The organism is Lacunimicrobium album, assembly GCF_052161635.1.
In the GTDB taxonomy this organism is placed as follows: Bacteria; Planctomycetota; Planctomycetia; order Planctomycetales; family Planctomycetaceae; genus SXPC01.
Genome location: NZ_CP197413.1, coordinates 807599 through 825096 on the forward strand (window position 1 = coordinate 807599; position 17498 = coordinate 825096).

Annotated in this window: 15 protein-coding genes; 12 read left to right on the plus strand and 3 right to left on the minus strand. The window is 53.6% G+C overall.

Annotation, left to right across the window (positions count from 1 at the left end; genetic code table 11):
* Positions 1-309 precede the first annotated feature (309 nt).
* The 3 genes from SH248x_RS03155 (at position 310) to SH248x_RS03165 (ending at position 3864) form a co-directional block, all read left to right on the plus strand.
* Positions 310-966, plus strand: a complete 657-nt coding sequence (locus SH248x_RS03155; RefSeq protein WP_459557069.1) for a hypothetical protein — start codon at positions 310-312, stop codon at positions 964-966.
* Positions 967-1201: 235 nt separating this feature from the next.
* Entirely contained in the window at positions 1202-2458 is a 1257-nt protein-coding gene (locus SH248x_RS03160; protein WP_459557070.1) for a putative DNA modification/repair radical SAM protein, read from the plus strand.
* Positions 2458-3864, plus strand: a complete 1407-nt coding sequence (locus tag SH248x_RS03165) for a uracil-DNA glycosylase family protein (RefSeq protein ID WP_459557071.1) — start codon at positions 2458-2460, stop codon at positions 3862-3864. Before SH248x_RS03160 ends, SH248x_RS03165 begins: the two co-directional genes overlap by 1 nt.
* Positions 3865-3891: 27 nt before the next feature.
* Here SH248x_RS03165 and SH248x_RS03170 read toward each other — a convergent pair whose 3' ends face one another.
* Positions 3892-5583 (minus strand): arylsulfatase, encoded by a 1692-nt coding sequence (locus tag SH248x_RS03170; protein WP_459557072.1) that lies wholly within the window; start codon positions 5581-5583, stop codon positions 3892-3894.
* 293 nt (positions 5584-5876) lie between these two features.
* Between SH248x_RS03170 and SH248x_RS03175 the strand changes: the two genes are divergently transcribed.
* Positions 5877-7427, plus strand: a complete 1551-nt coding sequence (locus tag SH248x_RS03175; RefSeq protein WP_459557073.1) for a 2-isopropylmalate synthase — start codon at positions 5877-5879, stop codon at positions 7425-7427.
* Between the two features lie 83 nt (positions 7428-7510).
* Here the strand turns inward: SH248x_RS03175 and SH248x_RS03180 are convergent, their stop codons facing one another.
* Positions 7511-9886, minus strand: coding sequence for a DNA gyrase/topoisomerase IV subunit A (locus tag SH248x_RS03180; RefSeq protein WP_459557074.1), 2376 nt, complete (start codon positions 9884-9886; stop codon positions 7511-7513).
* 589 nt (positions 9887-10475) lie between these two features.
* Here SH248x_RS03180 and SH248x_RS03185 point away from each other — a divergent pair.
* The 3 genes from SH248x_RS03185 (at position 10476) to SH248x_RS03195 (ending at position 12404) form a co-directional block, all read left to right on the plus strand.
* The gene (locus SH248x_RS03185; protein ID WP_459557075.1) at positions 10476-11090 is read left to right on the plus strand and encodes a hypothetical protein; all 615 of its coding nucleotides are present in this window, start codon (positions 10476-10478) and stop codon (positions 11088-11090) included.
* Between the two features lie 82 nt (positions 11091-11172).
* Positions 11173-11706 carry a hypothetical protein gene (locus tag SH248x_RS03190; RefSeq protein WP_459557076.1) on the plus strand — a complete coding sequence of 178 codons (534 nt, stop codon included), beginning with the start codon at positions 11173-11175 and terminating at the stop codon, positions 11704-11706.
* Between the two features lie 44 nt (positions 11707-11750).
* On the plus strand, positions 11751-12404 hold the full coding sequence (locus SH248x_RS03195) for a hypothetical protein (RefSeq protein ID WP_459557077.1): 654 nt from the start codon (positions 11751-11753) through the stop codon (positions 12402-12404).
* 79 nt (positions 12405-12483) lie between these two features.
* Here SH248x_RS03195 and SH248x_RS03200 read toward each other — a convergent pair whose 3' ends face one another.
* Positions 12484-13542 (minus strand): DUF4912 domain-containing protein, encoded by a 1059-nt coding sequence (locus SH248x_RS03200; RefSeq protein WP_459557078.1) that lies wholly within the window; start codon positions 13540-13542, stop codon positions 12484-12486.
* A gap of 380 nt (positions 13543-13922) precedes the next feature.
* Here SH248x_RS03200 and SH248x_RS03205 point away from each other — a divergent pair, with 380 nt between their 5' ends.
* The 5 genes from SH248x_RS03205 (at position 13923) to atpF (ending at position 17481) form a co-directional block, all read left to right on the plus strand.
* Positions 13923-14336 carry a hypothetical protein gene (locus SH248x_RS03205; RefSeq protein ID WP_459557079.1) on the plus strand — a complete coding sequence of 138 codons (414 nt, stop codon included), beginning with the start codon at positions 13923-13925 and terminating at the stop codon, positions 14334-14336.
* A 177-nt stretch (positions 14337-14513) separates the two neighbouring features.
* Positions 14514-14963 carry a hypothetical protein gene (locus tag SH248x_RS03210; protein ID WP_459557080.1) on the plus strand — a complete coding sequence of 150 codons (450 nt, stop codon included), beginning with the start codon at positions 14514-14516 and terminating at the stop codon, positions 14961-14963.
* Positions 14964-15126: 163 nt separating this feature from the next.
* Positions 15127-16182 carry a F0F1 ATP synthase subunit A gene (gene atpB / locus SH248x_RS03215; protein WP_459557081.1) on the plus strand — a complete coding sequence of 352 codons (1056 nt, stop codon included), beginning with the start codon at positions 15127-15129 and terminating at the stop codon, positions 16180-16182.
* Positions 16183-16330: 148 nt separating this feature from the next.
* On the plus strand, positions 16331-16537 hold the full coding sequence (gene atpE, locus SH248x_RS03220) for an ATP synthase F0 subunit C (protein WP_459557082.1): 207 nt from the start codon (positions 16331-16333) through the stop codon (positions 16535-16537).
* A 185-nt stretch (positions 16538-16722) separates the two neighbouring features.
* Positions 16723-17481, plus strand: coding sequence for an ATP synthase F0 subunit B (gene atpF, locus SH248x_RS03225; protein ID WP_459557083.1), 759 nt, complete (start codon positions 16723-16725; stop codon positions 17479-17481).
* The last annotated feature ends 17 nt before the right edge of the window (positions 17482-17498 follow it).

A 17498-nucleotide genomic window follows, 5' to 3' on the forward strand; every position in this document is an offset into this window, starting at 1 on the left:
GCATCGTGAGTTCCTGGACCAAGTACAAGTCAACCGCGAGAAACGGAGCGAGCAGGACAATGAACTTTAAGAGAATTGGCCGTGCGGGCACATTGGTTGCGGCTGTTCTGTTTTTGAACGGACTTCGCGTTCTTGAGCAATTTAAAGTGACACCTAACGAATGAAACGTGAAAGCCGCCACGACAGATTGTTCTGAATCGTAGCAGCATGGTTGTTTATAAAACGTTCGCATGTGCGAGCGCCAATCATGCTTCGCCGCACGAGTAATTTATGCTCGTCGGAAGTCTCCGTCACAGGAAAAGGATTCCCATGCTCCGTCCACACATTCTTTCTGCTGCTCTGTTCGCTGGTTGCCTGGTTACTACGGCCGACGTTTATGGTCAACAGCCAGGTGCAGATCGCCCAACCCGTCGTGCCGAAAACCAGGCTCAGCGTCAGGAGAACCAAGCCGAACGTCAGGGCAATACTGTCACCAACCAACAGAATCGTGGTAACGTGACAACTGAAAGCCGCAATTATCGCGGTGATAACGCTGGCTCCCATAGTATGGAGTTCCAGTACGACAAGGTTGCTCAGCTGAAGACGAAGCTGCTTGATTCCGACCTGATCCGTCAGGCCAACCAGGAATATGAGAGCCAGAAAGACGAGCTGGCCAAGAAGATTGCCTGTGAGATCATCGTCCAGGTCATCAGTGAAGACCGTCTGTTCGTCGCTTCTCTGAATGAGAAGCTGATGGATGAACAACGCGACGAAAAAGTCTCGATGCAGGAAAAAAGGGACATGCATCAACGCATTGCCGCTCAGAAAGATATGATCATGAATGATCAAGAAAAACTGAAAGATCTCCTCGGCATGATCCTTATGCGATCCAAAGTCGAAGAGAAGCTGATGAACATGATGGATGGCGATGAAGGAGACAAAGATGGTCGTCAGGCTCGCATGGAAAAAGATGAAGACCGTAACTAAAGAGCCTTCGCCGCTCGCGTTCTGAAAGCTGCATGTCGTCACAAGTTGTGATTGTCGTGAGACCCCTGCTTTCAGAACAGCGCGGCTTTTGACTCTCCTTGACGCAGTCGGCCACGGGCCAGGTCGACTGCGTCTTTTTTCTGTTTTGTCTCTTGGACAACTGTTAACCTCGCCTAGAATTCTCGGTTCCATCATGCTGGTTTGAAAATGGATTCCGAGTACGCAAGGATCGCTGTTGAAAACTGTTCAAGAAAAACTCGCCATTCTCGCTGATGCAGCTAAATATGATGCCTCGTGCGCGAGCTCTGGAGCTAAAGGCACACGCGAAGGAAGCAAACTCGGCTCGACCGAAGGAATGGGCATCTGCCACAGCTATACCCCAGATGGACGCTGCATTTCGCTCCTCAAAATCCTGCTGACGAATTACTGCATTTACGACTGTCGCTACTGCGTCAATCGCGTGTCGAGCGATACGCCGCGGGCAAGATTCACCGTCGACGAAGTCATTCAGCTGACCATCCAGTTTTACCAGCGGAATTACATCGAGGGTTTGTTTCTGAGTTCCGGAATTATCCAGAACACCGATTACACGATGGAGCAGCTCAATCAAGTCGCCAGACGCCTGCGGCAGGAGCAACATTTTGGCGGATACATTCATCTTAAAACAATCCCCGGTGCATCAGAAGACTTGATCGCAGAAGCAGGACGCTGGGCGGATCGTTTGAGTGTGAACATCGAACTGCCGACCGCCCCTGATCTGGTACAGCTGGCGCCGGAGAAGAAACGAGAAGTCATCGTCGAGACGATGGAGACAGTTAAGCATCGCATTGATGATGTGCAGTCTGAAAAGAAAGCCGGTTATAAGCCACAACGCTTTGCGCCCGCTGGACAGAGTACGCAGATGATTGTCGGCGCGACGCCCACACCAGATGCTGAGATTCTCAAGGTCGCCTCGACACTGTATTCCGATCAAAGGCTGCGACGCGTTTACTATTCCGCCTACAGCCCGATCCCGCATGCGGATGCCCGTCTGCCCGCTAAGAGTCCGCCGCTGATCCGCGAACATCGTCTGTATCAAGCGGACTGGCTGATGCGGTTCTATGGCTTCAAAGCCGATGAGATCGTCACAGCAGACAATCAGAATCTTGACCTGGAGATTGACCCCAAACTGGCCTGGGCCCTCAAGAATCGCCAGCTCTTCCCGGTCGATGTGAACCGTGCACCGCGCGAGTTGTTGCTCAGAATCCCCGGAGTCGGAACGCGCAGTGTCGAGCGGATCATCAAGATCCGTCACTATCATGGACTGACGGTCGACGACATGAAGAAAATCGGTTTGAGCTGGAAAAAAGCTTCTCCGTTTGTCGTCACGTCCGACTTCAACCCCTCGGTCAAACTGCTCGATTCGCTGCTGCTCAAAGAGAAGATCCAGCCGAAACACCGCCAGCTTCTCCTGTTTGATGCTAAGCAGTCTGCCGAGACGGGAGAGATCTGATGTCGGTCGTCGCTGTGTCAGACTTCGCGTCCTGGCGTGACGAGGCGCGGGCGCTACTTGCGGCCAACCAGCCACCGCACGAGATCACATTCATCGACGCCACCACTCCTCAAAAACAGTCCCTCTTCGTAGGGTCCGCTGTGCGGATCGTCAATGCACCAACAACGCCAAGATCAACTCCCCGAGTCCCGAAAGACTTCCTCACGCTCGCCGAAAAAGTCTCCTGCCATCGCGACGAAATCCGCTTCGAACTGCTCTACCGTGTCTTATGGCGATTAACCCATGGCGAACCAAATTTGCTCGAGATCGAGACAGACGATGATGTCCGACGTCTTTATCTCATGGAAAAAGCAGTGCGCCGCGATGCTCACAAGATGAAAGCGTTTGTGAGATTCCGTCGTGTCGAGCAGGAAGGCGAAGAGTATTTCATCGCGTGGCATCGACCTGATCATCACACCGTCAAGCCGACCGCCCCATTCTTTACGCGACGTTTTCCGAGCATGCGCTGGTCGATCCTCACGCCTGATTTGTGTGCGCATTGGGACTTGGAGGAATTGACGTTCACACCGGGAGTCACAGCAGACCAGGCTCCCCAGGGGGATCTTCTGGAAGACATGTGGAAGACCTATTACCGCGCGATCTTCAACCCGGCCCGCATCAAGCTCAAGGCGATGGTCAAAGAGATGCCCAAGCGTCATTGGAAGACGCTTCCCGAAACGCGGATCATTGATGATCTCCTGGATGAGGCTCCTGGACGAGTCGAAGAGATGGTCAGACGGCAAACGGGACTGGCAACCTCGGCTGCGGATTTCATCCCCGCTGACCACGACTACGAATCATTGCGACAGGCAGCGATGTCGTGTCGTGGATGCCCCCTCTATCAGGATGCGACGCAGACGATCTTCGGCGAAGGACCTATCAACGCAAAGCTCATGTTGGTGGGCGAACAGCCAGGAGATAAAGAGGATCTGGAGGGAAAGCCTTTCGTCGGACCGGCTGGGCAAATTCTTGATCAGGCACTCACGCAAGCAGGCATTGATCGCAGCCAGATCTACGTCACCAATACGGTCAAGCACTTCAAATTCACTAAGAGCAGCAAGATTCGTCAGCACAGTAAGCCCAACGTCCATGAGATGACGGCATGCAAACCCTGGGTGCAGGCTGAGATCGCGCTGGTGAAGCCTGAGGTGATGGTCTGCCTGGGAGCAACAGCCGCGCAAACATTGATCGGTCGAGACTTCAAGATCACGAAACAGCGTGGCGAATTCATCGCGAGCGATTATTGCGACCAGACGATCGCAACCTATCACCCCTCCGCCATTCTACGGATGCCAACGCAGGAGGCACGAGACGAGACAATGGCGGCGCTCATTCAAGATCTGCGTAAAGTCGCCAGCGTCCTATGACCTCGCTGCGTCTTATGGGGAATACGCTCACTCGCCAGCTGCGTTCATCTTTTTGCCGTTCGGAATCACCCCTGCGCGCAGGGCCCATGACGTCCAGTGTTGAATCAATTCAGCGGCCATTTCGGGATGCTGCTCGTAAAGATCGTTTGTCTCGGTCCGGTCCTCATAGACGTTGTAGAGCTCCCATTTGTTGGGGCCTTTCGAGACCAGCTTCCAGTCCCCTTCACGAATCGCGCGATTCTCTTCGTGTTCCCAGTAAAGGGCCATCCGCTCGACCATCTTGCCTTCGAACGCCGGTCGCAGACTCAAGCCCTCCATTGGGTGAATTGGCTTCCCATTGAACGTCTCAGGATACTTTGCCTGGGCAAGATCGACGCAGGTCGCCATCAGATCCGGCAGATACCCGGGATGCGTATAGAGCTTCCCGCCCTCGGTGATTTTTTTCGGCCAGTGAACGATCAGCGGCGTTGAGATTCCCCCTTCATGGACATAATGCTTGAACAATCGAAACGGTGTATTCGAAGCATTCGCCCACGCCTGCCCGTAGCTCGTCATAAACGGCGTGTCTTTGTGGTTCAGGTCAGCGAGCTTCTGTGACCCTAAGATGCCCCCTTCTGCACAACCACCATTGTCAGAGAGGAAGAAGATGACGGTATTTTCAAGGTCACCGTTCGTTTTCAGTGTCTCAACGACGCGTCCGATATTCTGATCCATGCGGTCAACTTGAGCGGCATAGATCGCCATTCGCAGGTCCATTTCTTTCTTCTTCTCATCATCCAGCGAATTCCAGGCAGGCGAATCGGGCGGACTCATCTTCCAGTTTTTCTTGATGATTCCCATCTCGACCATCCGTTGATATCGCTCCTGACGCAGCTTGTCCCAGCCCATCATGTACGTGCCAACGTACTTGTCGACGGTCTCCTGCGGTGCCTGCAACGGCCAGTGAGGCGCGGTGTAGGCGAGGTAAAGGAAGAAGGGTTTCGAACTGGCTTCCTGTTCTTTGTGGCTTTCGTTGAGGAAGCGGATAGCGTAGTCGGTGAAGGCATCGGTCAGGTAGTAACTATTGCCTTCCGGCTCGATCGGATCGTGCATGAGTGTCAGGCCACGCGGAGCCTTCGGGGCGAAGTAGTTCGTTCCGCCGGAGAGAATGCCGTAGTATTTTTCGAAGCCCCGGGAGAGTGGTCGCATGGCGGGATCAATCTGACCGACGTGCCACTTCCCCGACATCAGCGTCTGGTAGCCCGCAGGTTTGAGGACTTCCGCGATCGTGACGCAATTCTGATTCAGGAAGCCCTGGTAAGCGTCAATCTCGGATAGACGACGCTTCTTGCCGCCCGGTTCTGGCACCATATGACCAATCCCCGCCTGATGCGGATGCAGCCCGGTCAGCAGTGATGCCCTCGTCGGACAGCAGCGAGCCGTGTTGTAAAACTGTGTGAACCTCAAGCCATCCTTGGCAAGCGCATTCAGGTTGGGCGTCTCGATTTCACCGCCGTAGCAGCCGATGTCGGAGTAGCCCATGTCATCGGCCATAATGATGACGATATTCGGACGCTCATCCGCATGGCTGGTCTGCGAGAAAAAGTTCAAAACCAGACATCCAAGGAGAACAACCGCGAACATTCTGGCAGACAAGTGTGTCGAGTGCATGAGTCTGGTTCCTGTCGATTCGAGTCGCGTTTTCGGCAGGCGAGGCAGTTCCGGCTGGCGTCGAAACATGTCGCAATCGTGTTCAGTTTAACACAGTCTTCTCAAATTGACTTGATCGCAAACCAGAAAAACGTATGATCTTCTCAGCGAAACACTTTTTCGACTGGATTCACCCGATGCCTGCCTTCAACCTGTCCCTACTGCTACTACTAGGCAATACCCAGCCCAGCTAGGGAGCGGACAGGTTCCATTGATACAAATCATCAAACCTGAGGTCCCCTGGCCTCAGGTTTTTTTGTGTCCATTGTGCGGACACAGAAGGCTTAGGCGGACCATAACGATAGTTTTCCTGGGAGTCAGCAATGTCCACCGAGACACCGGCCAGTGTAGTACCGGCCACCGAGACGATCACCATCTTCGACACCACCCTCCGCGACGGCGAGCAGTCCCCCGGCTGCAGCATGAATATCGATGAAAAACTCGAAGTCGCTGCGGCACTGGTTGATCTGGGTGTCGACGTCATCGAAGCGGGTTTCCCAATTGCTTCTCCAGGTGACTTTGAAGCCGTCCGCGCCATTGCCCGCAAGTTCGGCAGCCGCGCGACGATCTGCGGCCTCGCTCGTTCTCGTGTCGAAGACATCGAGCGGGCTCGCGATGCCATTATGGAAGCAGAACGCAAGCGGATTCACGTCTTCCTCGCGACCTCTGCCATCCACCGCCAATACAAGCTCAAGATGGCCAAGGAAGAAATCGTTAAGACCGCTGTCGAGATGGTGTCTTTCGCCAAGTCCTTCGTGAATGACATCGAGTTTTCTCCCGAGGACGCTGCCCGCACCGAACTCGACTTTCTCTGCGAAGTCGTCGAAAAGGTCATCGATGCGGGTGCCACCACGGTCAACATTCCCGACACCGTCGGTTATGCGACTCCTCAACATTACTTCCACGTCATCCGCACGTTGAAGGAAAAAGTTCCGAACATCAATAAAGCCGTCATCAGTACTCACTGCCATAACGACCTCGGCCTTGCAGTGGCCAACTCACTGTCGGCTATTGAAGCGGGTGCTCGTCAGGTCGAATGTACCATCAACGGCCTGGGGGAACGGGCAGGGAATGCGGCTCTCGAAGAGATCGTCATGGCCCTTCGCACCCGCAAAGACTACTACGGCGTTGATTCGAGAATCGTCACGCAGAAACTTTGTGCGACCAGTCGGCTCGTCTCCAACATCACCGGCATGAAGGTCCAGCGCAACAAAGCCATCGTCGGCCAGAATGCTTTCGCCCACGAAGCCGGCATTCACCAGCACGGCATGCTCCAGGAACGTTCCACCTATGAAATCATGCGTCCTGAAGACGTCGGTTACGTCGGCACGAACCTGGTCCTCGGCAAGCATAGTGGTCGACATGCCTTCCGCGACCGCATCACGTCCCTCGGCTATACCCTCGACGATGAAGCCTTTCAGAAAGTCTTCACCGACTTCATCGAACTCGCCGACAAGAAGAAAGACATTTACGATTCCGACATCCAGGCGTTGATCGAAAACCGTCAGCAACAGCTCTCCGAGATCTGGAAGCTGAACCGCTTCCACACCACTGCGGGCACGGGGACTATTCCCACTGCGACGCTGGAAATGCAACACGAAGACGGCCGCGTTGTCACCGATGCTGCCACGGGGGATGGTCCGATCAACGCCGTCTTCTGGGCGATGGAACGGGTCGTCGGTTTGGCAGTCAAACTTGAAGACTTCAAAGTCAGCAGCGTCTCTCAAGGCAAAGACGCCCTCGGCGAAGTCAATGTCTCTATCCGCGATGGCAACCGCATCTTCCACGGACACGGCCTCAGTACTGACATCATTGAAGCCTCCGCGAAGGCCTACCTGCAAGCCTTGAACAAAGCGCTCGCAACCCCTCGCTGATAGCTCTCCCGCCTGATACCTCTCCGGCAGGGTCCTCTGTGATGTTGTGATAATGTCCAGAGGACACCGTTGGTCATCGAGGACTACGTTCCTTCGATCGCGGCCCAATCGACGAGCTCGATCGGTGATTTGACGATCTCGGCGAGCTGGTTACGGGCGCTCGTCTTATATCCCTTACCGCCGCGGGCGACGATGGAGTATTTCGACTGGCCATAGGTCATGGCTGTGCCGTTTTCGTTGACGGCTCGCAGGACGTCGCTGGGGCGGGACATGAAGGCCATGCCGAGGACGACGTCATCGGGCGGTATCTTGATCCCGCGAACACCCTTGCCGGCTCCGGAGAGGACCGGGACATCATCGACAGAGAAGTGAATCACGCGAGCCTTCTTGGTTGCCAGGAAGATCGATAGAGCCTCAGCGGGAATGAGGCTGACGGAAATGACCTTGTCACCCTCGATCAAGCGGGCGTATTTGCGACCCGCCTTGCTGGTCGTCGGGCGGAAGGCTCCGAGAGGAATTCGTAGGACGTTCCCTTTCGCCGTACAGACGAAGAGATAGGGCGGAGCAGGGGTGTTTTCGTCGGGTGCCTCGCCATCCTCGGGCGTGAAGCGGGCATCAGTCGTCAAGCCGCAGAGAATATGAGTGCCATCAGCGAGCTTGAGGTGTTTCGAGAGTGGCTCGCCGTAACCGGAGGAAGCAGGGATCTGCTCGATGGGCACGGTATAGGCGATGCCATCACTGTTGAAAAAGATGACGTGATCGAGGGTGCTACCTGGGATGACGTCGATAATCGAATCCCCTTCACGAACGCGAGTTTTGTCGACACTCGCGATTCGTCCGACGCGTTTGACCCAGCCATCTTTCGAAAGCACGACGTTGGTATTCTCTTTAACGATGTAGGCCTTCGCATCGAACTCGACGACTTCTTCCGACGAGCCGATGTTGGTTTTACGCTTCGAGGTGAACTTTTCTGCGAGTGCCTGAAACTCGGTTTTGATCTCGCTCCAGAGAGCCGCCTCGGAGCTGAGGAGCTTTCGGATGCGGTTAGCTTCTTTCTGCTTCTCTTTGAGTTCTTGTTTGATGTCATCGATTTCGAGCGCTGAGATGCGATAGAGAGCCAATTCGAGAATGGCTTCCGTTTGTTCCTCATCAAGAGGAAACTTGGCCATCAATTTCGCAGCCGCATCTTTCTTGCCCGAGCTGGCGCGGATGATCTTCAGCGCGGCATCGAGGTTATCGAAGATGATCGCGAAACCTTCGAGAATGTGAATGCGTCGTTCCAGTTGACGCAGCAGGTACTCGAAGCGTTTGCGGACGACCTCCAGGCGGAAGTCGAGGAACTGTCGAAGAATCTCGATCAGAGACAGGCACCGAGGAACAAGAACACCCGTCTCATCAGGAATCAGGCAAGTGCTGTTGTAGTTGAAGTTCTGCTCGAGTGTCGTGTGTTTGTAAAGGTAAGACGTCACCACATCCGCATCACCGGCAGAGCGGATGTCGAGAGCGATTCGCAGTCCGTTCTCATCGCTGGTCTCATCGTTGACTGCCAGCAGCTGCGGGATCTTACGCGAGTTGACAATGTCGCCGAGTGATGCGACGAGGTCGTTGGTGGCGATTCCGTAAGGGACAGAGTTGATGATGATCTGGGGCTTTTCGCCTTTGACTTCCTCCAGCGTCCACTCGCCACGGACTTTAACCGCACCGCGGCCGGTCTCGTAGACCGTTCTCAGTTGCGTACGGTCTGAGACGATCCGTCCGCCGAGTGGGAAGTCAGGGCCTTTGATGAACTTCATCAGTTGCGCAACCGTGACGTCCGGTGCTTCGATCATGTGGATGCACGCTTTGAGGACTTCGCCCAGGTTATGCGGCGGCATCGAAGTCGCCATCCCGACGGCAATCCCCTGGACGCCGTTGACGAGCAAGTTGGGAAAGCGTGCAGGCAGAACGACGGGCTCTTGCAAACGACCATCGTAGTTGTCGCGCATCGCGACTGTTTCGAAGCGCAGTTCGGACATCAGCTCCAGCGAAACTTCCGTCAGCCGGGCTTCGGTGTAACGAGGAGCAGCAGCGGGCAGTCCCATCAGCGAGCCGAAGTTTCCCTGGCCGTCAACGAGCGGCTCTCGCATCGTAAAGTCTTGAGCCATGCGGACCATGGCGTCGTAGACAGACGTGTCCCCGTGAGGGTGATATTTCCCTAGCGTATCGCCAATGATGGCCATGCACTTCAGCGGCTTGGTTCCAGGCAGCAATCGGACGTCGTTGAACATCGTATAGAGAATACGACGCTGCACGGGCTTGAGGCCGTCGCGGACATCTGGCAGAGCGCGCGACTGGATGACCGACATCGCATAATTGAGATAGCGGCGACGCGTTTCGTCGGCCAATGAGATGTATTCAATTTTCTCTTCGATCGGGCCCTGATTCTTTTTCTTGGCCTTCCCGCTTCCTTTTGACGCCACGTCCGTGTGTTCCTTCCCGTTACTGATGCCGTATTCGAACTGTCTGAACGTCGATTGATGGTGTCCAGAATGAGCTCAACGGAGTGATCCAATGATCTAAACCGTTTCGGCAGTTTTCTGCGTAAACTGTTGTGTTTTCTCAGGTTGAAGTCTGATCAGAAGTTAGGTGATGAATGCCTGGAATGTGAGATCAGGTGATCTGGGGCCAGTTTAACGATTCCGTTGACATTTCCCAGCACGATGAGTTTTTCGACTATTCCGTAAATTCTGATTCCAGAGTCTGTATGGGCGCCTCAGATTGTGCAAGGACAGAACAAACAGAAAGGACGATTTAATCGATACGAGGTGGATCTGTCATTCCGTGACAGAACCCGATCGGCACCACAAGACGTCGACAGATAGCTGGCAAGGATGCCTTTTCTATTTCGAGACGGGTGCTCATCGGTTGTTGCGGAGCGAATCGTATGACTCGATTCAGGATCCAGGTAATAACCAACGTCTCTGTACGCGAGGGATCGCGGACAGTTGATCAAACAAAATGGGCCGCAGTCTTGAGACGGCCGGCACTTCGGGAATCATGGAGGATCTCATGCATCGTCATCTGATCGGGTCACTGACGGCCGGCGTCGTTCTTATGACCTTCGTCACGCACACATCTGCTGGTGTTTGGCCTTTCGGCAAAAAAGAAAAAGCCGAATCAAGCCACAGCAAAATTCAGCAGGTCAATTATGCTGCTGAAGAACCAGGTCAGTTCGAAGGCTCATCGGCTAAGCCGATCCAAGCCACTCCGCTGACCTACCGCCCAGCTGGTTCGAACGAAATGACCGTCAATCCGACTGGTCACAATCACCATCACCACGCTTACCCACACCCACCGATTCCTTATACCCCGGGGTATATTGGCAATGGTGGCAATCAGTATCCCAACCTGGATGCTCCTTTGTATCCAAGTCCAACGCCGAATGTTCCTCCGTATGTCGGCGGGACTTACATCACCAACCAGGCGTTTGCACCTCACGAGATGCTTTACTCTCACGATTATCATTCGATGTACGGACCTTACTACTGGAAGGTCAACGGCAAGTACGTACTGACCCCGTTCGGCGTTCGTTCACATGAATGCTGGGATCTCCAGGGAACAGAAGTGAAAGTCAAGTACCGCAGCCAGCAGCCGCTGTTCTCAAAGTTCTCGATTCCTCACTAATCGCCGCAGGCTACTGCTCTGCATGCCTGGGTTTGTCGTCAACATCGCTATCCAAACTGCATCATCGTCAAAGGGATATGACATGAAGATTTCCTCTATCCGTTCAAGCCTGGCTGTGTTGCCAGTGCTGACGGTTCTCCTCTCCGGAGTGAACGCCTTTGCCGGTGATGAAGTCGGCGTGGCAAAAGTTGCTTCACGACAGTTTGCTCGACCAGTCAGTGCGCAGGTCGTTCAAGAAGAAGCGGTCATCCGTGGCCAGTCTCCCGTCGTTAATGAAGTCGTCTACGAAGATTGTGACTGCGACAACTGCCGCGGCAATCGATGCGGCGGTACTGGTAAGTTCCACCGCTGGTGGGCTTACCACATGGGCTACTTCATTCCCAAAGGCGGAGCCGACGGCAAAGGTCTGCCTCCATTCGGTCACTATCACCGGGTTTACTCCGTTGATCCACAGTACTTCGATAGCCGAGACGGAAATGTCTATGCCGCTCAAGGCTATGGCGTTCCAGTCGCCGTGCCACTCGCTCCGACTGTTCACCACACTTACAACTACAGCTGGGGTGTTCCTTCCAGCCGACTGACACCAGTCGGAAATGTGACGTCCTCCCCTTATTGATTCGACTCGTACACCTTCAACCTCCATCGATCAGGAAGATCGCTATGACCATCGACTCTGCTCGCAAGATGATAACGAGCCTGGCCTGCGGGCTGATGCTTGTGGTCGGCCTGTCGTCTGCCCAGGCTCAAGACGACGCCCCCGCTCCTTCCACGCCAAACGTTATGCAAGTGACGCCAGTCGGCCACCAGCAGAACGTTGTCGTCCAGGGTGCCCCTGTTTATCAGGAATGCGACTGCGACAACTGTCGCTCAGGTCGCCTGAAAGAACGCATCGGACGCTGTAAAGTGTCTCCGGGCACGGGTTATGCCCCTCCAGGCAAAGCTCCCATCGTCCGCACGAACGTCGGCTATGGCAAGTACTGGCCAGACTACTGGAGCGGCAACGGTTATGGCACTCCCATCGCCTTCAACCCTGCTGTCTACACGCCAACCGATACGACTCAACTCGGCTTCTATTATCAGACAGTCCCAACCTGGGTTCCAATGCCCTGGATGCAGCCGACTGATCCAGTGCCGTCACAATGGCACCGATATGGCTGGGGCGGAGCCGCTTATCCTGGCTATGGCAACTACAACTATGGTCCAGCCAATGGTGCTCAAGGCGGTTACTGCCCACCTTCGACGAGCGTCACTGTTCCTGGTCAGCCATACGCTCCTGAAGTCGCGATCGAACCAATTCCAGAAGGTTCAATCTAGACGCTGTTGACTGCAAATTAAAAAAGCCCTCGCCTAAAGACGAGGGCTTTTTTTATGCACTTTTCAGACACGTGTGTGATTACAGCTCATCACGAGTCAGAACTTCAAGTTCTTTCGTATTTCGCTCGAGAGCGAGAATTTGCGTGTGATGATCACCGGTGTACTGGCAGACTGAGACGAACGGAATGACATGTCGACCGTTTGGCAGAGAATAGCGGACTGAGAATGAGCCGTCTTCGCGAAGTGCAACCGGTTCACCATGGACGGTCAGACCAGACCCAGGTTGAGTGATGCCGTGGACAACGATTTCTGCTTCGAGATTAAAGCGATATTCGTTGCCTTCCCCCGTCTGCAGACTGCGTTGAGAGGTGTAAGCCAGTTTCAGGGCGTCAGTCTTCTGAGCATTGTATTCACCAATTCGCCAGACGTTGGAATCGCCGACACGGTATTCTTTGCCGCCAGCATGAGTCGGTGAGGTCGAGTAAGTTCGTTCCATGCTGCCTTGAGCACCTGGCTTGGGAGCAGTCACTGCCGGGCTCTTGGCGAGCGTGAAAAAGCGACCGCTCGGTGCAAGGTAACCGAGAACAAACTGATAGCGTTTGCCCGGCTTCTCAATTTGCACGAACCACGATTCAGCATCGCCCGAGATTTCAAGGTCGAGGGCGCGGTTGCGTTTGTCGCTGTCATCACTCTCGAACAGCTCGAAGGTGCGGATGATCGGCTTGGATCGCATCCATTCGGCACCGAGTGCGCTTTCAGCGCGGGACAGTGTCTTGCTGGAAAGTTCCCAGGAGAGTTTCACCCAGTACGAGTTGCAGATCTCAGCCTGCAGCACATCCTCGGCTTGCGGCTGCACAGCGGATTTGAATTGCGGGCGTGCTTTGGTGCGGATCGGGCCTGCAGAAACGGGGCGTCGAACGAAATTATTGTCCTGTGACTTTGTTTTGATGGACGTTCGGCTGTTTGGGAGGTCGGCCTGGATGTTTCTGGGAGCGGTTTTTGCCAGATTCCGGAAGCGACGGGCCAGCTTGTTGACCAGATCATCCTTCTTCATGGCATGCCAACCCGAGATCCCCTGATCCCTCGCCAGGTCTGCCAACTGTTTACGGGTCTGAAGCTTCAGTTCCTGAGTTGTCATGGAGTCTCCCTGCAAATGGCGGATCTGGGAAAGAACGAGTTCCAGACCGTGGAGTCATCCATGACGAGACTTGAGGGGCAGTAGAGCCATCTCCGGTCGACTTGACCTGGTAGATTCGGCTGACTGGATATTCATATTCTGAGTCATTCCGCACGAAAATTGCTACAATTTTCGCACGGTCGATTCACCCGACAAATTCATTCACGTTCGGATGAAAATGCTAACCGTAACGGCTCAAATAAGCAATCTCAATTTCTTTGTGTTGTCGCAAGTTTTTGTTGTTTAATATGTTATAAAAATTTTGTTTCAGACAGGATGTGACTGGGTAATAACCGAAGTCGTTGTCTCATGAGACAAATCCCACGCTCAGAAAGTCCTCAATGCTCGCCCACGAACCAGATGACGAACGACCTGAGAACGACGGTTTCACGAAACTGGATGGTTACGAAAAACGTCTCGCTGAAATGAAGTCGCAGATTCCAGAGAATCCATTCGTGAATGCGAAGTCCGTAGAAAATGCTGCCCACGTGAAATCTGGCGTAGGTTCGAGTGACAAACCAACGAAAGACTCGCAGGAATCGGCTTTTGAGTCGTCTCAAGCCATCGGCCGCGGCTTTGAAATCTATGCTCAGGTGCTCACAGGGGCATTGATGATTGCCTTGCCTGCCGTGGGAGGCTACTTTCTGGATCAATATCTTCGCACGATGTTTTTTGCACCAGTTGGCGGCGTGATCGGAATGGTTTCTGGATTGAGCTATCTGCTGCGAATTTCTAAAAGCCAGCCCAGGAAATGAATGGCTTGTTTTTTCGGTAGATGATTCTCGTATTTCCTTTTGCTGCCATAGTCTTGTGACATTTTGTCACATCGAATGTCGTTTCACATCATGGGGCGTTCTAGGTATGTTGGGCATCGTTGACGCGAGCACACATCGGATCTCCCTTCGAGTCCCCGCTCTTTTGGAACCGACGACTTGAGCGACTCTCCTCCAGCCGATGAAATGTCCTCTTCGGAATCATTTCACAAACCGTCTGGAACGTCTCTGGTCTTACGTCTGATCATCGTTTACGGTGTCGGACTGACGTTGATTGCATCCCTTCTGGGGGCAATTTGGTATCAGCGCTTCGGGCCACAAGCGTTGCCTCTTGTCGAGCTAGCTCTTCTCGTCTGTATCGCGACGATGACGATCAACCGAATCAACGGTCTGGTCGCAAGCCGAACACTCGAACCTCATCTCGTCCATTATTTGCAAATGGCGGTGCGTTGTGGGATTTTTGCATCGGCTCTCGTCGTGTCTCGATCGAAGTTTCCCCAGTTTGAGAGTCTTGGCCTGACGATGGCTTTGGTCCTTACATTTCTCGGGACGCTCATCATCGAGACAATCGTGTCGATCGTGATTATTCGACACGAAAAGCCACGATGACGACACTTGGAAAACTTCCGAAAAATTTCACCTCGAATGACTTGTTCAAAACTTCTCTTGCCACTATTTCTGTTTATCTGATCGACCGCACATCGTTTCCATCGTTTTGCGTATCGAGTCAACTGAATCATCGACGCCGTCGCCAACAGCAAAAGCGCCAATAATGTCCAGCCCCGTCCTGCACGTCAAAGACTGCTTCTTTTTTGAAGTGCCACGCGCCTGGTATCAGCCGCACTACGAATCAGCCAGTGACGTTCCACCATACATTCTGCGTGATTACCTGCATCTGCCGGAAGATGCAGAAGTCACAGCTGAGTCCGTTAAGTCAATCGACAAGACCGACCTCGAACATATCAGCCAAGCCATGGCTGGTAAGATTCTGATCCCACAGATCCCTTACATCACCAAGCTAAAGAATCTTTATGAGGTGAAGTCGGGCCTTGGCATTTCGAAATTCATGATTATCGAACTGCTGGTTGCAGTGATCGTCTTCGCTGCTTTCTACTGGTTGAAGAAATCCTTCTTCCGTTCGGATGCACCTCGCGGGCGTGTTCGCAACATGCTGGAAGCAATGGTCGCATTTGTACGCGATCAGCTTGCTCGCCCGTCATTGGGTAAAGAAGATGCAGACACATTCGTCCCTTTCCTGTTGACCGCGTTTCTTTTCATCCTGACTGCCAACCTGATCGGCATGCTGCCGTTCATGGGGACAATCACTGGTGATTTGCATGTGACAGCTGGTTTAGCACTTTGCACATTCGTCATCGGTACCTATTACGGCGTGCAGCGGATGGGCTGGAAGGGTTGGATTTCCAACTTCATTCCACACATCGACCTGCCGCCCGTTCTCGCTCCGTTGAAGTACATGATCTTCCTGATCGAAGTTTTCGGAACACTCATCAAGCACGTTGTTCTCGCCATTCGTCTCTTTGCGAACATGATGGCAGGTCACATGGTTCTTGCCGGGATTCTGGGGGCAGTCGTCGTGGCGGCTGAACTCATGGAATCTGGAACGTCCTCATGGCAGTGGTATGCAGGTGCTCCGCTGGCTGTGGTTGGTTCTGGGCTTTTCTGCATGCTGGAATTCCTCGTGGCCTTCCTTCAGGCCTACGTCTTCACTCTGCTGTCTGCGATGTTCATCTCGTCTTCCATTCATTCGCACCATCCACACGCTGAGCACGATCATGGTCACGGTCATGAACATGCTCACGCTCATTGATTGTTTGAAATACAGAAACATGTGACGCCGGTTTGTACTGGTGTCATGTCCGATAAATTGTCCTGCCATAAGAACTGAGTTGATCAGTCTTTCGGTGAGGGATTTCACAAACCCTTGTAGTTACGTTTGCAACCTTTGGAGAGTTTCAATGCAACTTCCTATCGCAGTCGGTATCGGTCTGATCGTTCTGGGCGCTGGTCTCGGCATTGGCCGCATCGGCGGTAGCGCTGTTGAGAGCATGGCTCGTCAACCGGAAATCGCTGACAAGATTCAGACCGCGATGATCATTGCAGCTGCTCTGATCGAAGGTCTTGCCTTCACCGCGATCTTCGTCAACGGTGGTTACCCTACATAGTTGAGTCCGCGACGTTTCTTGTCGCGGTGCCTTGGCTTCGTTGCGTCATCCCGATCCTTGGATGACGTGATAATGGTAAACGCAATAATGCACATAATCTGGCTGTAGAGTTCTCTCTACTCTGAGTTCCGTGCGCCTGCATTCAACTTACTTTTCGATTTGACGACGGTTTACGAGGCCGGCTGATGAAAAACCTTCTGACGACAATCTGTCTTACCCTGGGGCTGATGATTTCATCTTCCTCGATGGTCGTGGCAGTTCAGGCTGACAAACCTGTCGCAACCGAGTCTGACGCTCCTGCGACGACTCAGTTGACAGACAAGTCGAAAGTCACAGCCGCTGACCATGCCGTACCGCATGATGTCGCTCACGCAGGTGATGAAGAGCCTAGTCACGGTCACGGTGGTCATCATCTCGGCGAGCCACATGAAGAGATGCCTGTTCTGCCAAAGACCTGGCGAACAGACATGTCGATCTACTCGCTGGCTGTGTTCCTTGTATTACTCGCACTCCTGACGAAGTTCGTCTGGGGACCAATTATGCAAGGTCTGGATGCTCGCGAGCAGTCGATCAAAGACGATATCGCAGCCGCTGAGAAAGCCCGTCTGGACTCAGAGCGCATGCTGGCTGATTACCAGAAGCGCCTTGACTCTGTTCAAGACGAGGTTCGCAGCATTATCGCTGAAGCCCGTCGAGATGCCGATCATACCAAGAACGACATCATTGCGACCGCTCAGAAGGAAGCACAAGCGACCCAGAAGCGTGCGACCGAAGAGATCGAGCGAGCACGCGATCAGGCTCTCAACGAGCTGTTCACCACGATGTCCAATCAAGTCGTCAATACGACCGAGCAACTCCTCAAACGCACGATCGACTCAAACGATCGTCAACGTCTGGTCCAGGAAGCTCTGGGCGAAATGAACAGTGGCGTCTTCCGTAACTAACGGTAGAAATGCCTCAT

Coding starts and splice junctions, on each gene's coding strand:
- SH248x_RS03170 (WP_459557072.1), bottom strand. CDS start 5,583: ATGTTTCGACGCCAGCCGGAACTGCCTCGCCTGCCGAAAACGCGACTC.
- SH248x_RS03190 (WP_459557076.1), top strand. CDS start 11,173: ATGAAGATTTCCTCTATCCGTTCAAGCCTGGCTGTGTTGCCAGTGCTG.
- SH248x_RS03200 (WP_459557078.1), bottom strand. CDS start 13,542: ATGACAACTCAGGAACTGAAGCTTCAGACCCGTAAACAGTTGGCAGAC.
- atpF (WP_459557083.1), top strand. CDS start 16,723: ATGAAAAACCTTCTGACGACAATCTGTCTTACCCTGGGGCTGATGATT.
- atpE (WP_459557082.1), top strand. CDS start 16,331: ATGCAACTTCCTATCGCAGTCGGTATCGGTCTGATCGTTCTGGGCGCT.
- atpB (WP_459557081.1), top strand. CDS start 15,127: ATGTCCAGCCCCGTCCTGCACGTCAAAGACTGCTTCTTTTTTGAAGTG.
- SH248x_RS03165 (WP_459557071.1), top strand. CDS start 2,458: ATGTCGGTCGTCGCTGTGTCAGACTTCGCGTCCTGGCGTGACGAGGCG.
- SH248x_RS03185 (WP_459557075.1), top strand. CDS start 10,476: ATGCATCGTCATCTGATCGGGTCACTGACGGCCGGCGTCGTTCTTATG.
- SH248x_RS03155 (WP_459557069.1), top strand. CDS start 310: ATGCTCCGTCCACACATTCTTTCTGCTGCTCTGTTCGCTGGTTGCCTG.
- SH248x_RS03205 (WP_459557079.1), top strand. CDS start 13,923: ATGCTCGCCCACGAACCAGATGACGAACGACCTGAGAACGACGGTTTC.
- SH248x_RS03195 (WP_459557077.1), top strand. CDS start 11,751: ATGACCATCGACTCTGCTCGCAAGATGATAACGAGCCTGGCCTGCGGG.
- SH248x_RS03175 (WP_459557073.1), top strand. CDS start 5,877: ATGTCCACCGAGACACCGGCCAGTGTAGTACCGGCCACCGAGACGATC.